Raw genomic sequence first — 21,566 nt, 5'->3', positions numbered from 1 at the left:
TTTGCAGGAACCATTCGGCGAAAATCTGCGCTACTCATTTAATCATTTATTCATCCACTCATTCACTAATTTAGTCATTCAAAAATTCACTCATTCAATATTATGGCAGCGCCGATATTAAACTGGACATATAAATCTTTCGAGGAGCTTACAAAGCTGGAGTTATACACTATTTTGAGGCTTAGAAGTGAGGTTTTTATTATTGAGCAACATTGCAATTATCAAGATGTAGATGGGAAGGATTTAAAATGCCATCACTTAATGGCTTGGGACGGCGATGTACTTGTAGCGTATACGCGTATTGTTCCGCCAGGGGTTTCTTTTAAGGAAACAAGTATTGGACGCGTACTTACTAATTCAAAGTATAGGGGCATTGGTGCCGGCATTACTTTGATGGAAAAAAGCATTGAAAAAGCATATGAAACACATGGAAAACAGGCTATCCGTATTGGCGCACAGCTGTATCTTCAAAAATTTTATGAAAGCTTTGGTTTTGTAAAGGATAGCGACGTATACCTGGAAGATGAAATTCCTCATATAGAAATGGTACTGTCTTAGTGCATATGTAGTGGCTTAAAGCCGTAATCAATGTTAAATCAATTAATACAAGCTTGGCTGGGTAATTACCTGGCCTTTTTTATGGCATATGCTATCAGCAACTAACTTACACGTTCTTATGTGGGAATCAATCTTGAACCACCTAAGGCACCTAAGCATACTAAGCTGCGAAGGCACAATCTAAAAACTTACATGTTCTTATATGCCTTATATGGTCAATAAGAGCGCATAAAATCATTTAAGAGGTTAATGGTTTTAAAGACTTATACATTCTTATTTGGTAACTATTTTTTTGAACCACCTAAGACACCTAAGTACGGGCAAACTATAAGCTTACATGTTCTTATATGCCTTATATGGTCAATAAAATACTTAAAACGCATAAAATCATTAAAAAGGGTTGATGATGTTAAAGACCTACACGTTCTTCTGTGGTAGTCAATCTTGAACCACCTAAGACACCTAAGCACACTAAGCTGCGAAGGCAAACTCTAAAAACTTACATGTTCTTATATGCCTTATATGGTCAATAAGATACTTAAAACACATAAATCATTTAAAGGTTAATGGTTTTAAAGACCTACACTTTCTTATGAGGCAATAAATCTTGAACCACCTTAGACACCTAAGTAGTCATAAATTTATTTAGATTAATTTTAAATAGGTGTTGACAGGCGCTATGATTTATTATACTTTTGTCACAATTAAGATTTAATCTAAATAAACATGAGAAGATTTATACTTTCGTTTTTTATGGCCATGTTGTTATTCGGCAATGCCAGTATTGCGCAACAGGCTACTTCAAATATTCAAGGAACGGTTAAAACAGCAGATGGTACGCCAGCACCATTTGTCACCATTACTTTGAAAGGGGCAAACAAGCATACCCAAACTGATGAACAAGGCAATTTTGTGGTGAAAAATGTGCCTGCTGGAAGTTACGTTGTAAGGGTTTCCGCAATCGGAATTAAAGCGGTTGAAGTACCAATAACGCTTTCCACAACCGAGTATCGTATGGCAACAATTACCATCACCGAGTCGGCCTCGCAGCTAGCGGAAGTAACGGTAAGTGGTTATAAATCTACCAATAAAAAGCCTGTTGTATTGGGTAAGGTTGCCATTGCTCCAAAAGATTTGCCGCAGGCGGTTCAAGTGATCCCTACACAGGTAATTCAAGACCAGCAAGCAGATAGGTTAGGCGACATTATGAAAAATGTAAATGGTGTTGCCCTTGGTGCAAACAGAGGAAGCGTAGGCGAAAACTTTTATGCCCGTGGTTATAGCTTGGGTAGCAATAACGTTTTCAAAAATGGTGCTCGTACCTCTATTGGCGGCAGTCCAGAGGCTAGTACTTTGGAATCTGTAGAAGTGCTAAAAGGAAGCGCTGCTTTGCTGTACGGCGGTGTAACTGGTGGTGCTGTGGTGAATATGGTTACCAAAAAGCCAAAGTTTACCACAGGCGGCGAGGTAGCTTTCCGTACAGGAAGTTACGATCAGTACAAGGGCATTGTGGATGTTTATGGCCCTGTAGATAACAAAGTTGCATTTAGGTTAATCGGAACTACCGAAAAAGCGGGCAGTTTCAGGGATAACGTGAGCTCAAATCGTTTTTACATCAATCCATCAGTTTTATACAAAGCTGGGCAGCATACAGAAGTGTTGTTTCAGGCAGATTACCTGAAGAGTGATTTTACCCCAGATTTTGGCGTGGGTTCTGTAAATAGTCAAATTGTAGATTTTGGCAGAGAGAAGTTTTTAAACACACCTTGGGCCTACAATCACACTAATACGGCTACCATGCAGTTAAATGCCAAACACGAATTCAATGCAGATTGGAGCGTCAATGTAATAGGATCATACCAATCGTACGGAAGAGATTATTACGGCGCAGAGCGGATTCAGGCTAATACACAAGGGATTGCTACAAGGAATTTATCAAGGGCTAAAACTCAGGAGTACACCTACAATCAGCAAGTTAACTTAACAGGAAAATTCGATGTGTTTGGCATTAAAAATACGTTATTGGTTGGACTTGATGCTGATCAATCAAGGGTTACTAACAATGCTTTTAATTACCGCAACCAAGCGGGGCAATTGGTTACTTCATTCAATTATGGCAATGTAAATGTGTTTGATCCTTCCACTTACGAAGGAAATGGGTTTACACCAGAAAGCATAGCCATTTCACGCACCCTTACGCCGGTGTACAGGTATGGAGCATTTGTACAGAACTTATTCGAGATCACCAATAATTTTAAAGTGTTGGCGGGTATTCGTTATACCGATCAGAAAAATGCAAGCGCAGCAACTACCGCATTGGCTACAGGAAATGTTAGCAAAACGGCTACAAAGTTCGATGATGCCTTTTCGCCGAAGTTAGGCATGGTTTATCAGCCTTTTAAAACAACATCGATGTATGTAAGTTATGCTAATAATTTTACTACTAATACCGGCTTGGATATCTTTGGAAACGCCATGCAGCCCTCTATCATCGATCAGTATGAAGGTGGAATTAAGAATGATTTCTTTGGAGGGAAATTGTCGGCAAATGCCACTTATTACGTCATCAAAAATTCCAATTTGGCACAAACTGCATTGCTAAGAGCCGATGGAACACCTAATTCCGACACTAACATCAAGGAATTTTCAGGAAGTACCCGCAGTGATGGTTTCGAGTTAGACTTAACAGGTTCTCCATTGAAAGGGTTAAATGTAATTGCAGGATACTCGTACAATTTCATGAGGTTTACCAATACCTTAGCCAACACCGGAAATGTGGAGGGGGTAAGGTTGGTGGGAACTACCAAAAACACGGCAAATGCTACTGTTTTCTATACGCTACAAAGTGGTAAAATAAGGGGTCTTAAATTGGGGGCATCGGCTTTTTATACTGGAGATAGAAACGGAGGATGGAATGACACCAAAAATGCCGCAACTAGTAGGTTAATCCCATTGAGCGGATTTACAACGTTCGATTTTTCAGCAGGTTATACGAGGAACAGGGTGTCGTTGTTGGCTAAAATATCAAACATCACCAATGAATTGAATTATTTTGTGCATGAAAATTACAGCGTAAACCCTATTGCGCCACGTCAGTTTTTAACTACCGTTTCGTATAAGTTTTAAAGCTAAGGTTCTTTTGTGATTAAGCTGCTATCTAGTTGGATTAGCTAATCATTAAAATTATTGGAAATTAAAAACCCCCGAAAGTTAAAGCTCTCGGGGGTTTGTATTAAATAGATTCTTCGCTTCGCTCTGAATGACAGGTGTGTCACCCTTCAACTAGCCAACAGTACTAATTTTCAATTCTTTCAGCTGTTTATCGTCGATGGTGCTTGGGCTGTCAATCATCACATCTCTACCAGAGTTATTTTTAGGGAACGCAATCACATCTCTAATGGTATCCAGGCCAGCAAATAACGACACTAATCGGTCGAAACCAAAGGCCAAACCACCATGCGGAGGAGCACCATATTCAAAAGCATCTAACAAGAAACCAAATTGTTTTTGCGCCTCTTCGTCACTAAAGCCTAAGTGCTTAAACATTAAAGCTTGGGTTTCCTTATCGTGGATACGAATAGAGCCACCGCCAATTTCGGTGCCGTTCAATACCATATCATAAGCGTTTGCTCTTACTTCGCCAGGTTTAGTATCTAGCAATGGAATATCTTCCGGTTTTGGCGAGGTAAATGGGTGGTGCATGGCATGGTAGCGCTCACTTTCTTCATCCCACTCTAACAAAGGAAAATCTAACACCCAAAGTGCCGAGAACTTATTTTTATCACGCAAACCTAAGCGAGAACCCATTTCTAGGCGCAATTCGTTCATTTGCTTTTGTACTTTCTCTTTCACCGCACCAGCTAAAACAAGCACTAAATCGCCTGGCTCAGTTTGTAAAGCAGCCGACCATTTTTGCAGTTCTTCTTCGTTGTAAAATTTATCTACTGATGATTTTAATGAACCATCTTCGTTATGGCGCATGTAAATTAATCCAGTAGCACCAATTTGAGGTTTTTTAACGAAATCCGTTAATTCATCTAACTGTTTACGGGTGTAATGCGCACAACCTTTAGCATTGATTGCTACAACCAACTCTGCATTGTCAAAAACAGCAAAATCTTTTCCTTTAACAATGTCGTTCATTTCTACAAACAACATCTCGAAGCGAGTATCTGGTTTATCCGATCCATACAAGCGCATGGCATCAGCGTATTGCATACGAGGCACTTCTGGCAAATCGTATCCCTTGATATCTTTAAATAAACGTCTAATCAAACCTTCAAAAACGTTCAAAATATCTTCTTGCTCCACAAATGACATTTCGCAGTCGATTTGTGTAAACTCTGGCTGTCTGTCGGCACGTAAATCCTCATCTCTAAAGCATTTTACGATTTGGAAATACCTATCAAAGCCAGAAACCATTAACAATTGCTTAAAGGTTTGTGGCGATTGTGGCAAAGCGTAAAACTCGCCTGGGTTCATGCGGCTAGGCACCACGAAATCGCGGGCACCCTCTGGTGTAGATTTGATCAAAACTGGGGTTTCCACTTCGATAAAATCCAATTCGTCCAAATATCTACGTACGGTTTGCGCCATTTTATGACGTAAAACCATGTTGTTGCGTACAGGGTTACGGCGCAAATCTAAGTAACGGTATTTCATGCGCAAATCATCACCACCATCAGTTTCGTCAGCAATTAGGAACGGAGGAAGTTTTGCCGCGTTCAAAATTTCCAAGGCAGTTACTTTAATTTCGATATCTCCTGTCGGGATGTCTTTGTTTTTATTGGTACGCTCAACCACTACCCCGCTCACTTTGATCACAAATTCACGACCAAGTTCACGAGCTTGCTGGCATAAATCGGCATTATCGTTCATGTTAAATACCAATTGGGTAATACCATAACGATCGCGGACGTCGATAAATGTCATTCCGCCTAAATCCCTAGAATTTTGCATCCAGCCGCACAAGGTTACATTTTCGCCTAAATTTTGTAGCGTCAATGCACCGCAAGTAGTTGTTCTTAACATATTTATTGAAATGTTTAAGCGGCAAAAGTACGAATTGATTTACGATTTACGATTTACGATTTGAGATTTTGCTGTAACGCGGGTTCGCTAGGATTGATACGCTTTAAAATCACCGATCGTAAACGCTCTTCATGCTCATCGCCCCAATTGCCTAAAGCAGCAATTACGGGTATGAGTGTTTTTCCAAATTCGGTTAGGTGATATTCTACTTTTGGTGGCACCACGGGATAAATAGTTTTTGTAATCAGCTCGTGGGCTTCTAATTCATTCAACTGAATGTTTAACACCCTTCTGGTAGCATCGGGTATTTTACGCTGTAGCTCGCTAGGCCTTTGGTGCCCTTGATTAATAAACCACAACAGGCGCACTTTCCATTTGCCGTACAACACTTCGCCAATCAAATCCAACCCACAATTCAGGTTCGGTAAAATCTTTCTTTCGTACATCAATCAAAAATAGGGCTATGTTCTAAATTGTGCAATAGGGGAAAAATTTGTCCCTATATGAATCGTAACTCCATACTTGTGAGAAGCGTACATATGTAAGAACTTTGTCCTAAACAATTAAGCAATGGAACAAAATTTTAATTTCGATAATGAGTTATCTGGCAAAGTCGCCTTGGTAACTGGCGGCACTAAAGGTACGGGAAAAGCGATTGCAGAACGCCTGCTACAAGCCGGTGCAACGGTTATCATTACTGCAAGAAATGCACCTGAAGAAAAGAATGCCAATCTGCATTTCATTTCTGCTGATTTAAGTACAGCGGACGGCACACAAAAAGTGGTAAGCGAAGTAATTTCGAGATACGGAAAACTAGATATTTTAGTTAACAATTTAGGAGGTTCATCCACTCCAGCTGGAGGTTTTGCTGCGTTAACTGATCAAGATTGGGAATCAACTTTACAAGCTAATTTGCTAGCTCCGGTTCGTTTAGATAAAGCTTTCTTGCCGCAAATGATTGAGCGAAAAAGTGGCGTGATTATTCATATCGCTTCAATTCAGGGTAAGCTTCCTTTGTACGATTCGACTTTGCCTTATGCTTCGGCAAAGGCAGCGTTGAGAAATTACAGTAAAAGTTTGTCTAACGAAGTTACGCCTAAGGGGGTACGTGTACTTACCGTTTCTCCGGGATGGATCAATACGACAGCATCAAAAGCTTGGCTAGGTGAAATTGCAAGAAATGCAAATAGTACCGTTGACCAAGCTAAACAAAGTGTAATGGATGCATTGGGCGGTATACCTTTTGGAAGACCTGCCGAACCTGAAGAAGTAGCAGAATTAGTAGGTTTTCTTGTTTCACCAAGAGCCAGCTATTTAACTGGAACCGAATTTATAATAGACGGAGGCACGGTGCCTACAATTTAACAACTTAAAAAAAATGAATATGAACTTACCAGCAGTAGTAACAGCATTAGTTAACACACAAAACAACTTCGATAGTGTTGCTTACGCAAAGTGTTTTACCGAAACAGCCGTAGTTTTTGACGAAGGCAAAACACATAACGGAAGAAAAGAAATAGAAAATTGGATAAGTAAAGCCAACGAAGAATATCGGGCAACAATGAAACCTATTGAATATTCAGAAACGGAGCAAACATTGAAAGCAGAAGTGTCGGGCAACTTTCCCGGTAGTCCTGCTGTATTAACCTATCGCTACGAGTTTGAAGAAGGCTTGATCCAATCGCTGCAGATCGTGTAAATTTGAGCACGACCACACCTTCCTAATTTACCATCGGCTTACGGATTTCTAGAAAGTTCGTAAGTTTTTTTATAGTGACGAATTCCTTGGAATAGTTGCAAGAGCTTTGATCCCTGACCTTCGTCAACAGATCAGCATACCGCATGGGCCAGCTTTTTTTCCTGCCTTTGCCCACAAGTACTCCCGTAAGATTACCGCACCCGCAGCTATTAACTAGTAACATTGTAATTAGCTGTTCTAAATCACTTACAACATTCATACGAAATCACTTAATTCAATGAGAAGATTCCCTATCGCTCGCACTGCTTTTATAGCATTGTTTTTAACCGTTGCTGCGCTGTCTTCATTTGCACAGCAACCAAAAGTAAAATTCACCAAAGCTTTTGCCAAAGCAAACAAAGGCAAGTATCACATCGAAGTAAACGAAGTTAAAGAACTGCTTATCATTATGCAGGCCATTACTGATTACGGACTAGGCAACGATGACATGTTTGATCAAGAAGGCGATTATTACAAGGAGGTATTAACTCACTTCAAACCTTTTAAAAATGAGTTAATTATACTTAAAATGGATTCGCTGTTAAAAGAGAGCCCTTTAAATTATATCTTCTTCACAGGCAACTCTAAAACCTATAATTTTGATGGAGACACTTTAATTCCAGACCAATTTTATCTTTTTCCGGCACAAGAAGTGGCAAAGGTTAAAATTGATGTGAACCCAATTACTACTTACAAAAAGGAAATCGAAGAATTTGCCAAGAAATCGAACTTCAGAAAGTTCTATAAAGATCATCAGCCTTTTTACGAGCAACTATATAAGGATTATGAACAGAAGGTAAACTTACAAAAGCAATGGAGATGGTTGGAGAAAAACTTCGAAGCAAAAAATGATAGCTATGTAATTTATACTTCTAAACTCATCAATGGGCTAAATTACACCACAGGCTACAATCAGGATGGTTTTAAGTTAATTGAGATGATTTTGCCAGCAGTTTCGGTTACGCCTGGAAAAAGTGAAAAAGAACTGGAATCGCTGAACACGAGGGTGATGTTTACCGAAATTGACCATAATTACGTTGATATTCCAACGAAAAAAAACAAGAACGAAGTGGAAGCGGCATTCAAAGACCGTGATAAATGGGTTAACAAAAACGCATACGGCACAGCATACTATCCAACTGGCGAAAAGGTTTTTAACGAGTACATGACATTCGGCGTGTTTATCCTTTATGCGCAACAAAATTGGAAAAAAGATCCGAAATTGGTGGACGAGATTGAGAAGGAAGTAAACGCCACCATGATTGCTCGTGGATTTATCAAAATGAATGAATTTACTGAGGAACTAAAAGTTCTTTATGCAAAGAATAAGGGCAAAAAAATAGACCTGTTGTATCCAGATTTGATAAGTTGGTGTGCCCAGCAGTAATGTGAATTTAAAAAACTTACGAAGTTTTCAAAAGCTTCGTAAGCCTTTTCTTATAAACAAAATGAAAGAGAAAATCATTGCTGCTTACGAACAAATGGCAGTCAAGTACGACGAACTGATTGACCATAAACCACACAATGCTTATTACGATAGGCCAAACACGTTACAGTTACTGCCTGAAGTGAATGGAAAAACGGTTTTGGATGCCGCTTGCGGTCCTGGAAAGTATGCGGAGATTTTACTGGCTAAAGGAGCTAATGTTATCGGATTTGACATTAGCCCCAAAATGGTGGAATTAGCTAAGAAAAGGAATCAGGGTAAAGGCGAGTTTTTTGTGCATGATGTAGCTGAGCAACTTACAAGAATAGCAGATGCTTCCTGCGATGTAGTACTTTGTGCTTTAGCGCTGCATTATGTGGAAGATTGGACTTCAACCATGAAAGAGTTTCATCGGGTACTAAGAACTGATGGGGCTCTAGTGATATCCATCGAACATCCGTTTTACGAATACGAGTTCTTTAAATCTAAAAAATACTTCGAAGTTGAGCCGGTGAGCTGTACGTGGAAAGGTTTCGGCAGCGCTATCGAAGTGAATAGCTTTAGAAGATCATTGAGTGAATGCATTACTCCTTTAACCTCCAATGGATTTTTTATTGATCAATTAGTTGAACCCAAGCCTACCGAAGAATTCAAAAAACTGGATCCGAAGCATTATAAAGAACTTCAAGCTTTTCCCGCTTTTATGTGCATTAGAGCGATAAAAAGGGCGTAGTTGGCAGCACATTAATCTTCATCCAAATCAGCGAATTATCACATCGCCTTAGCCGCTAAATAAAAATTTCTTATTTTGCACCAATGCAGTTTAAAGAGATTATTGGACAGGAAAGTGTAAAGCAACATCTTTTACAAACCGTTGCCGAAAATAGGGTAAGTCATGCGCAATTGTTCCTTTCGCCACAGGGTAGCGGAGCTTTGCCCTTGGCTATTGCCTATGCCCAATACATCAATTGCGAGCAACCAACTGCAAACGACAGCTGTGGCGAGTGTACCTCTTGTCGCAAGTACGAACGCCTTATCCACCCTGATTTACATTTTTCGTATCCGTTTTTCGCTAATGGCAAGGATGATGTATCCAAAAACTATTTGGAAGAGTGGCGTGGGATGATCCAAAAAAGCATCTATTTTGATCTGGATATTTGGCGTGCCAACTTGGATGCGGGTAATAAGCAGCCAAACATCAATATTGCTGAGGCGCATGATATCATCAAAAAATTAAGCTACAAAGCATTTGAAGCGCAAACCAAGGTGCTAATTATGTGGCTGCCAGAGTACCTCGATAAAGAAGGGAATGCCCTGCTTAAAATTATTGAGGAACCGCCCGCCAACACCTTGTTTATTTTGGTAGCGCAAAATCAGGAACAAATTTTATCTACCATCTTATCGCGTACGCAACTGGTTAAAATTCCTAAACTACCAGATGACGTAGTGCAAAATTACCTGATGGATAAAGCTAATTTATCTGAAAGTCAGGCTGCAGAGTATAGTTTTTTGGCCGATGGCAATTTGATAGAAGCTAATGCCCTGCTAAGCGACGAAGTGAACAATAATGCTAGCTATTTTGCCGAGTGGCTGCGGATGGCGTACGGAAATAGAGTGCCTGATATGATGGCATTTACAGAAACCGCCGCAAGCTGGGGCCGCGAAAATCAGAAGAACTTTATTAAATACGGAATTAATTTTTTGAGGGAGTGCGGCTTAATTTTAAGTGGTGCCGATATGTTGGTAAAACTGCCTCCACAACATTTTGAAGTGGCAAAAAAGCTTTCGGGGGTGCTGAGCATGCCTATGGTTGAGGCTTTGATTAACGAGTTGGAGAAAGCGCATTATCACATTGAGCGTAATGCAAATCCGAAAATTCTGTTTTTAGATGTATCTTTACAACTGGTAAAAATTATGAAGTTTAAAACGCTCCCGAAAGGGACTCAATATATATATACATAACTATGGGATGTGGAAGTTGCTCAACAGGAGGCGGTTGTGCCCCTGCTGGCTGCAAAAGTAATGGCTCGTGCCTTACTGGAGGCTGCCAAAAAATGGAAGTACACGACTGGCTGTCTAATTTAGATATGCCATCTAATTATAAACCTTTTCAAATCATCGAAGTTAAATTTAAAGGCTCACGTAAAGAGTTTTTTGTAAATCACGATGATATTTATCTGGAAATTGGCGAGTTGGTTGCCGTTGAAGGTGCCACAGGTGGCTATGATATTGGCCACGTTTCGCTAACTGGCGAGTTGGTGCGTACGCAGCTGAAACGCCGTAAAACCCACGTTGATCAGGTAACTCGTAAAGTTTATCGTAAAGCTACAGAAGCTGATGTAGAAAAGTGGAAACAAGCCAAAGGTTTGGAATGGGAAACCATGCACAAAGCCCGAACTTTGGCGCTGGATTTGAAACTTTCTATGAAAATCAGCGATGTTGATTACCAAGGTGATAGGACCAAAGCGACATTTTTTTACACTGCGGAAGGCAGAGTTGATTTTAGGGAGCTGATTAAAAAAATGGCCGAAGCTTTCCGTATCCGTATTGAAATGCGTCAGATAGGCATGCGCCAGGAAGCGGGCCGTTTGGGCGGTATTGGTTCTTGCGGTCGCGAGTTGTGCTGCTCCACTTGGTTAACTAACTTTAAAACGGTTTCTACCGCTGCGGCACGTTATCAAAATCTTTCGCTAAATACCTTAAAGTTAGCAGGGCAGTGCGGTAAATTAAAGTGTTGCTTAAATTATGAGCTGGATACCTATTTGGATGCCTTAAAGGATATCCCAGATCGTATTGATGTGCTGCAAACTGAAGCTGGCATCGCCCGTCATCAAAAAACAGACATCTTTAAAAAATTGATGTGGTTCAGTTACGCTAATCAGGAGGATTGGATTCCGTTGAAAGTGGATAGGGTAAAGGAAATAATGGCCATGAATAAGCGTGGCGAAAAACCAACTAACCTTAAAGACGAGGCCATTGAGCTAAAAACCACTACCGTAGTGGAGAAAGTACACGACTACGAAAATGTAGTTGGACAGGACAGCTTAACGCGTTTGGACGAGAAAAACCGTGGTAAAAATAACCGCAACCGCAACCGCAACGACAAAAATAAAGGTCAGGGAAATCCGAAGGGGCAAAGCCAAAACAAATCCCAAAAACCACAAGATAAACCTGCGCAAGAGCAGCCACAAAGAAATCAACAGCAGCGGCAAGAAAATAGACCTCAGCAAAACCAAAGGCCACAGCAAAAACCTGTAGAGGCTAAGCCAAATGAGGCTTCAGCAAAACCACAGGCTGAGGGTACAAATCCAGAACAACGCCGTAATAATAGGAACAGAAATAAAAATAGGAACAGAAATAGGGAAGGCAAAAATAAAGAACAAGGACCAAAGCCTAATGAATAAACTAGTTAGAAATACAGTAGCACAAAGTTTAATAGGTGTTAGAAAGGTGTCTTTTCCCTTTGCGGGCAAAGAGCTGTTTCAATTGCTATGCTTGTGTTGTTTATGTGTTTTTTCGGCCTGCAATTTCAATGCGGTTATTGATACCAATCAAAATATTGAAAATAATCAATGGCTTTACGCTAATCCTACCAAGGCTGACTTTGAAATCAAAGATATTTCAAGACCTTATCAGGCAAATTTCAAGTTGCGCATCAGTAATGATTATCGCTATGCTAACCTTTATGTTTTGGTTAATTTTAAACAACCAAAAGGGAATAAAAAAGTGCGTTACCAGTTTAAATTGGCAAAAGCTGATGGTCAGTGGCTAGGAAAAGGTTCCGGAGATTTATACACCTACTCGTTCCCTCTGTTAAAAAACCATTTGTTTACCGATACTGGCAAATATAGCATTGAGGTGGAGCAGAATATGAGAGACAACCCACTTTTAGGCGTTAGCGATATCGGTATCGAAGTTAAGTAGTGTTTTGTTTGACAGGTTTTGTGCTAACTGTTGAATTGAACTAAACCTTTGTGCACTTTGTGCTTTTGTGGTTAAAATTACGTGGTGGTTGTAATGGGCTAATCGTTTCAACTGTTGAGTTGGACTAAACCTTTGTGCACTTTGTGTCTTTGTGGTTAAAATTACGTGGTGGTTGTAATGGGCTAATCATTTCAACTATCAAATTGAACTAAACCTTTGTGTGCTTTGTGGTTCAACCGCATAGTGTTTGTATAGTTTTAATTGTTGAGCTGAAATAATCCTTTGCGTACTTTGTGGTTAAATTGTTAAATTGTGAGCTGTTATGATGGTTCGGTAATTTGATCATTCAAAACCGATCATTTAGTAGTTGTTGTATATGAAAAAGACATTATTTACCCTGTGTTTGGTAGTGCTTGCCTTAGGTGTTAATGCCGCCGAAATTAAATTTCTGGAAAATCCTGTTTGGACTGATGTATTGGCACAAGCCAAAAAGGAAAATAAAATGATTTTCCTAGATGCTTTTGCCACTTGGTGTGGCCCTTGCAAGCAAATGGATGCCGAAACTTATAGCAATCAAGCCGTTGCTGATTATTTTAATGCCAATTTCATTAACGTAAAATACGATATGGAGAAAGGCGAAGGAGCAATGTTGTCTGATCGTTACTACGTATCTGCCTATCCTAACCTTATATTTATGAATAGTGATGGCGTAATGTTGCACAAAGGTATTGGGTTTTTAGCTGCTAATGATTTTTTGAAGTTAGCCAAGGCCGCAAAAAATCCAGAAACACAATACTACACACTTAAAAAAAATGCACAAAAGCTAAGTGATGCGCAGTTTTTGCAGTTTGCTAAGCAAGCAGCCGAGTTGCAGGACGAAGATTTTGGCTATATCAGTAAGGATTTTCTGGCCTCAAAGCCTGATCTTTTAGGAAATTCAGATTTGATAGATTTAGTAATGAATTATGCCTTTGCACTACCTAAGGAAAAGGATTTGAGCTACTTCTCTTCCAGCAAAAACAAGATAGTAAAAGAAGGAAAATATAGTGAAGATGACTTTGAAGAGCGGTTGGTAAGTTTAACGATACAATTTGCCCTATCAGAAGAGGTGCAGGTAACGCAAGAAATGGATTTTGATGCCATTAAGACCGTGTTAGATAAATATATCCCTCAGCGCTCTTTCTTTGTGTTCAATTATTTTAAAACCCAATACTATTTAGAAAATAAGGAAATGGAACCAGCATTGGCTGCATTTGATGAAATTTTGAACAATCCAACCAAGGTTGGTTATCAGCAAGTTTGTAATGCAATGATGGGATTTGGCCCAACTTTATTTGAAGCAGGTAAATTAGATGCTTATCTGGAGAAATTTAATGCGATTCCTGTTCCGGCTAAGGACGGTAACCTAGCCTATCTGAAAGACTTTGTAAAGGCAATCATCTTCATTAAAACCAAACAAACGGATAAGTTTAAAGAAATGGCTAACGCAATGCTAGCTAGCACAACCACACCGGAAGACGTGAAGAAAGACTTGAGACAGGCCTTGCAAAATATGGGAACAAATTAGGTTAAAGGTTGAGCGACTTTGACTAACCCGCTAAGTGGTTGCACTTCGCCATCGGCACAACTATTTAATTCTTCAATACTTATAACAAAGGCAGTAGCTGCTCTAAAGCCATACCGCGGCTACCTTTTAACAAGATTAGCGAGTTTTCCCATTGCTGTGTTTTGATAAAATCGGCGGCTTCGGCAGGTGTAGCAAAAAAATTGGCACTAAATTTTTCTTCCACGGTATAAAAATGCTGCCCCACAAAAATCAGGGTTTCTATATTATTTTTGGCAGCTAACTCTACAATATGTTGATGTTGCTTTGCAGATTCGTCGCCAAGCTCAAACATATCTCCCAAAATAGCCACTTTATGGTTTGATGTTAGGCTGTTCAAATTCACTATCGCCGCTGCCATACTGCTAGGGTTGGCATTGTAGAAATCGCAGATCACCGTATTTTTATCAGTTTTTGTCAACTGGGAACGGTTATTAGTTGGGAAGTAATTTGCTAAGCCCGTATTAATTTGCGCCGGGTTGAGTTTAAAAAAGCAGCCAATGGCAATAGCCGCCAATATATTCTCGAAATTATAAGTTCCGGTTAAGTTTGCTTTTGCTTGGTAGGTTTGGCCATTATAGCTCCAATCAAATTCAATTAATGGATCGCTATGCTTCAGTAAACCTTTTACCGCCCCAGTTTCCTCCGTATTATAAGGCACCACATTTTTAACAGCTGCCTTGGTAATCATTTCCATTAAATCATGATTTGCGGCATTTACAAAAGCATAACCATTGCTTTGGCTTAAATAGCCATAAAGTTCTGCTTTGCCTTTTTTAACGCCCTCAAAACCGCCAAAACCTTCCAAATGTGCCATCCCCACATTGCTAATTAGTCCGTGGGTAGGTTGCGAAATGCCACATAAAAATGCTATTTCTTTTTGGTGATTAGCGCCCATCTCAATTACTGCAATTTCAACGGCGGAAGTAATGCTTAAAATAGAAAGCGGCACACCAATATGGTTGTTCAGGTTTCCCTTGGTCGCAAATACTTCGAAATTTTCGGCAAGTACAGCTCTAATCAATTCTTTTGTAGTGGTTTTTCCATTACTGCCTGTTAAGCCAATTACTGGAATATGTAGCTGTTGGCGATGATGCCTTGCCAGTTCCTGCAAGGTGCTCAACACATCGTCTACTAAAATAAACTGTTCACCTTGTTTAAATTTCGGGTTATCGATAATGGCAAAGGAAGCTCCTGCGTCAATGGCTTTAGCAGCAAATTCATTAGCATCAAATTTATCGCCCTTTAAAGCGAAGAATAAACAGCCTTGAGTAATAGAGCGGGTATCGGTACAAATTACGGGGTGTTTTAAGTAATGCTGATAAAGCTGCTCGATGTTAGCCATAGTTTAAATTCAAAAAGTGTACGGTGTAAAATTACGAATGCTTCCATGAAATCAAATATTCTTTTAGTATAATTGAGTAAACATTTCAAATCATGAAAAGAATACTACTTTCAATTTGGTGTGTGCTTATTTGTGCCACCCTTCATGCCCAAGTTCAATCTCCTGATAGTTTTTTAGGCTACGAATTGGGAACACACTTTACCCAACATCAAAAAGTAGTTGATTATTTTAAAGATGTTGCCGCTAAAGCTGCCTCGAGGGTAAAGCTGCAAACTTATGGCAAAACCTACGAAGGGCGTGAGTTATTGTTAGCTATGGTATCTGACCCGGCCAATATGGAGCGCTTGGAGAAAATCAGGCAAAATAACATTGCCCTATCCAATAATGATAGAACGATAAAACTGAGCAACCAGCCCGCTATTTTGTGGTTGAGCTATAATGTACACGGTAACGAAGCAAATTCAACCGAAACGGCAATGAAAGTGCTTTACACCTTGGTTGAATCAAAGGATGAAAAAGTGAAAACTTGGTTAAAGAATACGGTAGTAATTATTGATCCTTGTTTAAATCCGGATGGAAGAGAAAGATACGTAAACTATTACAACAGTGTGGTGGGTACTGCGCCAAACCCCGATCCAGCGGCAAGAGAACACTACGAACCTTGGCCGGGCGGCAGGTATAACCATTACTATTTTGACTTAAACCGCGATTGGGCTTGGCAAACGCAAATTGAAACCGCCCAACGTATCAAACAATATCACCAATGGTTACCGCAGGTACATGTTGATTTTCATGAGCAAGGCTATAACGAGCCATACTATTTTGCGCCGGCAGCTGAGCCAGTGCACCAAGCTGTTACGGCATGGCAAAAAGAGTTTCAGGTAATTGTAGGTAAAAATAATGCAAAGTATTTTGATGAAAATGGATGGCAGTATTTTACCAAAGAGAGGTTCGATTTGCTTTACCCATCTTATGGAGACACCTATCCGATGTACAATGGTGCAATTGGGATGACTTATGAGCAGGGGGGCATTAGGGCTGGCTTGGCCGTGGTGACTGCCAGTGGAGATACGCTTACACTGAAAGACCGCATTTCACATCACTTTGCCACATCCATGGCTACTTTAGAAGCAACATCGGGCAATACCGAGCAATTGTTAAACGAGTTTAGGAAATATTTTGAAAAAAGCTTACAGCCAACAACTACCTACAAAAGTTATGTGGTAAAAGCGCAAAGCCTATCTAGACTAAGAAGCCTAGCCGATTTACTTACCAAAAACAACATTAGTTTCACCTTTGGTGCGGATAAAAGTGATAGAACTTTGAATGGTTATAATTACGAAACGCTGAAAAATGAGGCTTTTAAATTGGAACGTAATGATATGGTAATCAATTTGGCTCAAAAGCATGGGGTTATCGCAAACATTCTTTTCGAGCCACAAACCGCCGTGTCTGATTCTAATACTTACGATATCACCGCTTGGGCCTTGCCATATGCTTACGGTTTAAAGGCCTATGGTGTGAAAGAAAGCTTAACCGGCGCCTATCCTTTTATTGAAGCGCCACAAAAATCGGTTTCAACTGCTTCCAAACCTTACGCTTGGGTATTATCATGGGATGGGATGGAAGACGCAAAAGCGCTGCTGGCCTTGCAACGAAGGGATATTAAAGTGCGAGTAGCGGAACAGTCCTTTACCATTGGAGGCGTAGGATATAGGGCAGGGACCTTACTGGTTTATAGAGCCGAAAATGAAAGGAAAAATCCCCATTTCCAAGTAGAAATGGAAAAATTGTTTAAAGATTTGAATGTTGATGTAAGAACTTTAAATAGCGGTTTTGTTGAAAAAGGTAAGGATTTTGGATCTAACGTTTATCGTTTATTGGCCGAACCTAAAGTTGCGGTGTTAGCTGGGAACGAAGTTTCCTCGCAATCCTTAGGAGAAGTGTGGCACTTTTTTGAACAAGATTTGCTAATGCAGCTTACCACTATCAACGTAGGTGCTGCGGCCAATTTGGATATCAATAAAATTAATACCTTAATTGTACCGGATGGTTATTATTCGGATAAATTGGCTGAACAGCTGGCTACTTGGGTAAGCGCTGGCGGTAAATTGATTTTAATGGAGGATGCCATCAGTTCATTTGTGGGCAAAAAGCCATTCCAAATTAAACGCAAAGAGGAGCCAAAAAATAACGACGCTAAAAATTCAAACCCTTACGCCGCACGGGACCACGATGATTTCAGCAATTCAATTCCAGGAGCAATTTATAAGGTTTATTTAGATCAATCTCATCCATTAACTTTTGGCTTAGGAAAATTTTATTACACCTTAAAAACAGATGGGAGCATTTACGAACCTTTAGAAAATGGCTACAACGTTGGCTATCTAAAACCTGATAGCTATGTTGCAGGCGTTGTAGGTGAAAAAGTGAAACGCAAAATTTCTGAAGGAACTTTGTATGCCCAACAAGAAATAGGGAAGGGCCAGGTGTATTACCTATCTACCGGCGTAATCTTTAGAAATTTTTGGGAAGCAGGTAAAAAGCTAATGGTCAATGCGGTGTTTTTGTAAATCAAAGCCATCGGCGTAAAACGCCATGAAAAAACTTAACAGGGAAGGCTAATGCTTTCCCTTTTTTGTTGTCTGTGTAGTCCAAACAGTAATTAATAGCGTAATGTTTATTCGCTTTTGGAGTTTTCATTTCATTTGTTGCTAATTATTATGAAATATTAACTCTAAAATATGCTATATGTTAAAGCGTTTTGTATCGGTATAATTACACTTCTGAACTGATAAATATCAAAAAATGTGTCTTTTTGGGCTTCTTTGTTAAAAAATGTTAAATAAAATTTGTGTTACACATAAAAGGTGTATATATTTAGCTCCTAATTAATTATTAACTAACCTAAATTTTTAAAAAGTTTATGAAAAAACTTCTACAAAGTTTGTTCATTTTGCTTTTTGTTGCCGCTTCGGCAATGGCGCAAAATAGAACAATTACTGGTACGGTTACTTCTAAGGAAGATGGACTGCCGTTGCCAGGTGTGAGTGTAAAAGTGAAGGGATCCAATGTAGGCGTGTCTACTGGAGCAAATGGAAAGTTTTCATTATCGGTGCCAGCTTCGGCAACTGCTTTGGAATTCAGCTCTTTGGGTTTCACTCCTCAAACTGTAAGTATCGGATCATCTACTTCAATCAGTGTTTCATTAGAAGCTGACTCAAAAGGCTTAAATGAAGTTGTTGTAACGGGGTATACGTCTACTACTAAAAAATCATTAACTGGTGCGGTATCAAGTGTGTCTGGTGAGCAAATCGCTTTATTGCCAGTACAATCTTTCGATAAAGCATTACAAGGCCGTGCTGCCGGTGTTCAGGTAACTACTAACAGTGGTCAGCCAGGTTCAGGTATCACAGTTAGGGTTCGCGGTATTGGTACAATTAATGGTTCAGCAGATCCATTATACGTTATCGATGGTGTTCAAGTTAACCCAGGTGGTTTATCTACAGGTACTACTCAAAACGTTTTAGCTGCTTTAAACCCAGCTGATATCGAGTCGATCCAAGTATTGAAAGATGCTGCTACTGCTTCTATTTACGGTTCACAAGCTGCAAATGGTGTAGTTGTGGTAACTACTAAAAAAGGTAAAGCTGGTAAAACAAACTTGAAATTATCGGTTCAACAAGGTGTTAACGAGCAAATCAACCCTTACGAAACTTTAAACTCTGATCAGTACTATCTATTACGTAGAGAAGCTGTTGTAAACAGAGCTTTAAGATTGGGTAACCCGGTAGCAACTGCGTTAAGCAACTTCCACAGTGCATCTTACGGACAAACTACTAAGCCAGATTCTTTCACTACAACTGATTGGTACAATGAGTTGTTCAGAAAAGCAAACTTTGGCGAGTATAACTTATCTGTTAACGGTGGTAACGACAAAACTAAGTTCTTCTTGTCAGGAAACTTCAATAACACTGATGGTGTTGTTTTGATGTCTGAGTACAAAAAAGGAGGCTTAAGATCTAACATCGAGCACAAAATCAGCGATAAATTATCGGTTGAAAGTAACTTGAACATTGCTTACACTAGATCTTCTGGTCCTAGTACAAACGCAGGTTTCTTCGTTAATACACCATTTACTGGTGCATTATTTATCCCTCCATATAACACTATTTATATGCCTGATGGAACTTACAGAAACGGAGCTAACTTGAGAAATGCGCAGAATATCAACATTATTCAGCACACTATCGAGGAGTTGAAAAACACTAGAAGTTTCCAAACTGTAGGTAGCTTAGCATTAAACTATAGCTTGTTAAAAGATTTGAAATTGAGAGCTTTTGCAGGTATGGATTTTGCTGATGCTAAAAACTTCTCTTACAGACCATCATCTATCCCGGCTTATGCAGGTATTGGTGGTTCAGGAGCGGAAAACTTTATCCGTAACTTTAACTATAATACAAGTATCACTGCTAACTATAGCAAAACCATTTCTGATCACAATTTTTCAGTGTTAGGTGGTTTCGAGTTCAGATCAAATCAACAAGAGCAAATTGGAGCTTCTGCACAAGGATTTCCTAGCCCGCTTTTCACTTTGATTAGCAGTGCAGCTACACCAACAGCTACTACATCAACCTTTACTGGTTTTAAAATCGCCAGTTTAATTGGTAGTGTAAACTATGATTACAAAGGTAAATATTTACTAACTGGTAACTTAAGGTATGATGGTTCTTCAAGATTCGGTTCTGACTACAAATTCGGTTTATTCGGTGGTGTGTCTGCTGGATGGAGAATCTCAGAAGAAGAATTCATGAAATCAGTAGGTTTCCTAAGTGATTTGAAATTAAGAGGTAACTTTGGTGTTGTGGGTACTCAACCTACTTCGGATTTCGGTGCTATCGCATTATACACCTCTCCTGGTGCTGCTGGTGCTTACAATGGTGCTGCTGCTATCAGACCATCTCAAATTGCTAACCCATTACTTACTTGGGAGCAAACACAACAAGTTGGTCTTGGTTTAGATTTCGGTTTCTTCAACAACAGAATCACTGGTGCTGTTGATGTTTACCAAAAGAAAACTACAAAACTATTATTAGATCGTACTTTACCAATCAACTCTGGTTTCACTTCAGTTCGTGAAAACGGTGGTAGATTAGATGGTAAAGGTCTTGATCTTGAATTATCAACTGTAAACGTTGATATGAAAGATGGTTTCAAATGGACTACTACATTTAACATTGCTTTCTTCAGAAACAAGTTAATCGAACTTAACAATGGTGCGCAAAGAATTGGTAACTCTTACATCGTAGGTAAACCAACAAACATCTTGTATAGCTTCAGATATGCTGGTGTTAACCCTGCTGATGGTAGACCAATGTTCTATGATGTAAACAATAACATCACTTACGTACCTTTAGCTAATACAGACGATACAATTATCGGTTATGCTAACCCTAACTCGTTTGGTGGTTTCAGCAATAACTTCTCTTACAAAGGCTTAAGTTTAGATGTAATGTTCCAATATCAGTATGGTAACTCAACTTACTTACAAACAGCTCAAATTTTAGAGGCTTCAGGTATGTCAATTGAGAACCAAGTAACAAGTCAGTTAGATAGATGGACTACTCCAGGTCAAATTACAAGTGTTCCACGTGCTTACGATGGTTATACTGAACCAGGAGGTTACGATCCAACTAACTTGTCATCAAGATATATCCAAAAATCATCATATATCCGTTTGAAACAAGTTACGTTAAGTTACAGATTGCCATCGAAATGGGCATCTAAGGCGGGATTACAAGGTGTGAACGTATTCTTACAAGGATTGAATTTAGCAACTATTACTAATTATAGAGGTGAAGATCCAGAGAACACAGGAAACAACTTGAACAACTTTGCTCAGCCTAAAACAATTTCTGGAGGTATTTCTATTGATTTATAA

15 protein-coding genes are annotated in these 21,566 nt (G+C 39.5%); 12 read left to right on the top strand and 3 right to left on the bottom strand.

All coding sequences use genetic code 11. From position 1 onward, the window contains the following. The first annotated feature begins 102 nt into the window (after nucleotides 1-102). Complete coding sequence (locus DUT68_RS12820; RefSeq protein WP_113638604.1) at nucleotides 103-558, top strand: GNAT family N-acetyltransferase; 456 nt, start codon at nucleotides 103-105, stop codon at nucleotides 556-558. 726 nt (nucleotides 559-1,284) lie between these two features. Then, nucleotides 1,285-3,684: a TonB-dependent receptor gene (locus DUT68_RS12815; RefSeq protein WP_237088334.1), complete on the top strand. Its 2,400-nt coding sequence runs from the start codon at nucleotides 1,285-1,287 to the stop codon at nucleotides 3,682-3,684. A gap of 156 nt (nucleotides 3,685-3,840) precedes the next feature. Here DUT68_RS12815 and aspS read toward each other — a convergent pair whose 3' ends face one another. Together aspS and DUT68_RS12805 are read right to left on the bottom strand one after the other, a co-directional pair. Then, complete coding sequence (gene aspS / locus DUT68_RS12810; RefSeq protein WP_113638602.1) at nucleotides 3,841-5,589, bottom strand: aspartate--tRNA ligase; 1,749 nt, start codon at nucleotides 5,587-5,589, stop codon at nucleotides 3,841-3,843. Between the two features lie 53 nt (nucleotides 5,590-5,642). Next, nucleotides 5,643-6,035 carry a winged helix-turn-helix transcriptional regulator gene (locus DUT68_RS12805; protein WP_113638601.1) on the bottom strand — a complete coding sequence of 131 codons (393 nt, stop codon included), beginning with the start codon at nucleotides 6,033-6,035 and terminating at the stop codon, nucleotides 5,643-5,645. Between the two features lie 124 nt (nucleotides 6,036-6,159). Between DUT68_RS12805 and DUT68_RS12800 the strand changes: the two genes are divergently transcribed. The 8 genes from DUT68_RS12800 (at nucleotide 6,160) to DUT68_RS12765 (ending at nucleotide 14,244) form a co-directional block, all read left to right on the top strand. Next, nucleotides 6,160-6,954, top strand: a complete 795-nt coding sequence (locus DUT68_RS12800; protein ID WP_113638600.1) for an SDR family oxidoreductase — start codon at nucleotides 6,160-6,162, stop codon at nucleotides 6,952-6,954. A gap of 19 nt (nucleotides 6,955-6,973) precedes the next feature. Beyond that, a complete protein-coding gene (locus tag DUT68_RS12795; RefSeq protein ID WP_113638599.1) occupies nucleotides 6,974-7,288 on the top strand; it encodes a nuclear transport factor 2 family protein in 315 nt (104 codons plus the stop codon). 277 nt (nucleotides 7,289-7,565) lie between these two features. Next, complete coding sequence (locus DUT68_RS12790; protein ID WP_113638598.1) at nucleotides 7,566-8,714, top strand: DUF4932 domain-containing protein; 1,149 nt, start codon at nucleotides 7,566-7,568, stop codon at nucleotides 8,712-8,714. A 61-nt stretch (nucleotides 8,715-8,775) separates the two neighbouring features. Continuing rightward, nucleotides 8,776-9,486 (top strand): class I SAM-dependent methyltransferase, encoded by a 711-nt coding sequence (locus DUT68_RS12785; RefSeq protein ID WP_157960862.1) that lies wholly within the window; start codon nucleotides 8,776-8,778, stop codon nucleotides 9,484-9,486. 83 nt (nucleotides 9,487-9,569) lie between these two features. After that, nucleotides 9,570-10,715 (top strand): DNA polymerase III subunit, encoded by a 1,146-nt coding sequence (locus DUT68_RS12780; RefSeq protein ID WP_113638596.1) that lies wholly within the window; start codon nucleotides 9,570-9,572, stop codon nucleotides 10,713-10,715. Nucleotides 10,716-10,717: 2 nt separating this feature from the next. Next, a complete protein-coding gene (locus tag DUT68_RS12775) occupies nucleotides 10,718-12,157 on the top strand; it encodes a PSP1 domain-containing protein (RefSeq protein ID WP_113638595.1) in 1,440 nt (479 codons plus the stop codon). Further along, nucleotides 12,150-12,677 carry a gliding motility lipoprotein GldH gene (locus DUT68_RS12770; RefSeq protein WP_113638594.1) on the top strand — a complete coding sequence of 176 codons (528 nt, stop codon included), beginning with the start codon at nucleotides 12,150-12,152 and terminating at the stop codon, nucleotides 12,675-12,677. Before DUT68_RS12775 ends, DUT68_RS12770 begins: the two co-directional genes overlap by 8 nt. Nucleotides 12,678-13,053: 376 nt before the next feature. After that, the gene (locus tag DUT68_RS12765; RefSeq protein WP_113638593.1) at nucleotides 13,054-14,244 is read left to right on the top strand and encodes a thioredoxin family protein; all 1,191 of its coding nucleotides are present in this window, start codon (nucleotides 13,054-13,056) and stop codon (nucleotides 14,242-14,244) included. A 79-nt stretch (nucleotides 14,245-14,323) separates the two neighbouring features. On the opposite strand, the gene DUT68_RS12760 is transcribed toward DUT68_RS12765, so the two are convergent. After that, nucleotides 14,324-15,625 (bottom strand): UDP-N-acetylmuramoyl-tripeptide--D-alanyl-D-alanine ligase, encoded by a 1,302-nt coding sequence (locus DUT68_RS12760; RefSeq protein ID WP_113638592.1) that lies wholly within the window; start codon nucleotides 15,623-15,625, stop codon nucleotides 14,324-14,326. 92 nt (nucleotides 15,626-15,717) lie between these two features. Between DUT68_RS12760 and DUT68_RS12755 the strand changes: the two genes are divergently transcribed. Together DUT68_RS12755 and DUT68_RS12750 are read left to right on the top strand one after the other, a co-directional pair. Next, nucleotides 15,718-18,198, top strand: a complete 2,481-nt coding sequence (locus DUT68_RS12755; protein WP_113638591.1) for a M14 metallopeptidase family protein — start codon at nucleotides 15,718-15,720, stop codon at nucleotides 18,196-18,198. Between the two features lie 353 nt (nucleotides 18,199-18,551). Next, nucleotides 18,552-21,566 carry a SusC/RagA family TonB-linked outer membrane protein gene (locus DUT68_RS12750; RefSeq protein ID WP_113638590.1) on the top strand — a complete coding sequence of 1,005 codons (3,015 nt, stop codon included), beginning with the start codon at nucleotides 18,552-18,554 and terminating at the stop codon, nucleotides 21,564-21,566.

Source organism: Pedobacter zeaxanthinifaciens (assembly GCF_003313335.1).
GTDB lineage: Bacteria > Bacteroidota > Bacteroidia > Sphingobacteriales > Sphingobacteriaceae > Pedobacter > Pedobacter zeaxanthinifaciens.
This window is presented reverse-complemented; position numbering and strand designations above follow the sequence as displayed.

Excerpts from the sequence above, each read along its gene's own strand:
- DUT68_RS12820 (WP_113638604.1), top strand. The coding sequence starts at position 103 with ATGGCAGCGCCGATATTAAACTGGACATATAAATCTTTCGAGGAGCTT.
- DUT68_RS12815 (WP_237088334.1), top strand. The coding sequence starts at position 1,285 with ATGAGAAGATTTATACTTTCGTTTTTTATGGCCATGTTGTTATTCGGC.
- aspS (WP_113638602.1), bottom strand. The coding sequence starts at position 5,589 with ATGTTAAGAACAACTACTTGCGGTGCATTGACGCTACAAAATTTAGGC.
- DUT68_RS12805 (WP_113638601.1), bottom strand. The coding sequence starts at position 6,035 with ATGTACGAAAGAAAGATTTTACCGAACCTGAATTGTGGGTTGGATTTG.
- DUT68_RS12800 (WP_113638600.1), top strand. The coding sequence starts at position 6,160 with ATGGAACAAAATTTTAATTTCGATAATGAGTTATCTGGCAAAGTCGCC.
- DUT68_RS12795 (WP_113638599.1), top strand. The coding sequence starts at position 6,974 with ATGAACTTACCAGCAGTAGTAACAGCATTAGTTAACACACAAAACAAC.
- DUT68_RS12790 (WP_113638598.1), top strand. The coding sequence starts at position 7,566 with ATGAGAAGATTCCCTATCGCTCGCACTGCTTTTATAGCATTGTTTTTA.
- DUT68_RS12785 (WP_157960862.1), top strand. The coding sequence starts at position 8,776 with ATGAAAGAGAAAATCATTGCTGCTTACGAACAAATGGCAGTCAAGTAC.
- DUT68_RS12780 (WP_113638596.1), top strand. The coding sequence starts at position 9,570 with ATGCAGTTTAAAGAGATTATTGGACAGGAAAGTGTAAAGCAACATCTT.
- DUT68_RS12775 (WP_113638595.1), top strand. The coding sequence starts at position 10,718 with ATGGGATGTGGAAGTTGCTCAACAGGAGGCGGTTGTGCCCCTGCTGGC.
- DUT68_RS12770 (WP_113638594.1), top strand. The coding sequence starts at position 12,150 with ATGAATAAACTAGTTAGAAATACAGTAGCACAAAGTTTAATAGGTGTT.
- DUT68_RS12765 (WP_113638593.1), top strand. The coding sequence starts at position 13,054 with ATGAAAAAGACATTATTTACCCTGTGTTTGGTAGTGCTTGCCTTAGGT.
- DUT68_RS12760 (WP_113638592.1), bottom strand. The coding sequence starts at position 15,625 with ATGGCTAACATCGAGCAGCTTTATCAGCATTACTTAAAACACCCCGTA.
- DUT68_RS12755 (WP_113638591.1), top strand. The coding sequence starts at position 15,718 with ATGAAAAGAATACTACTTTCAATTTGGTGTGTGCTTATTTGTGCCACC.
- DUT68_RS12750 (WP_113638590.1), top strand. The coding sequence starts at position 18,552 with ATGAAAAAACTTCTACAAAGTTTGTTCATTTTGCTTTTTGTTGCCGCT.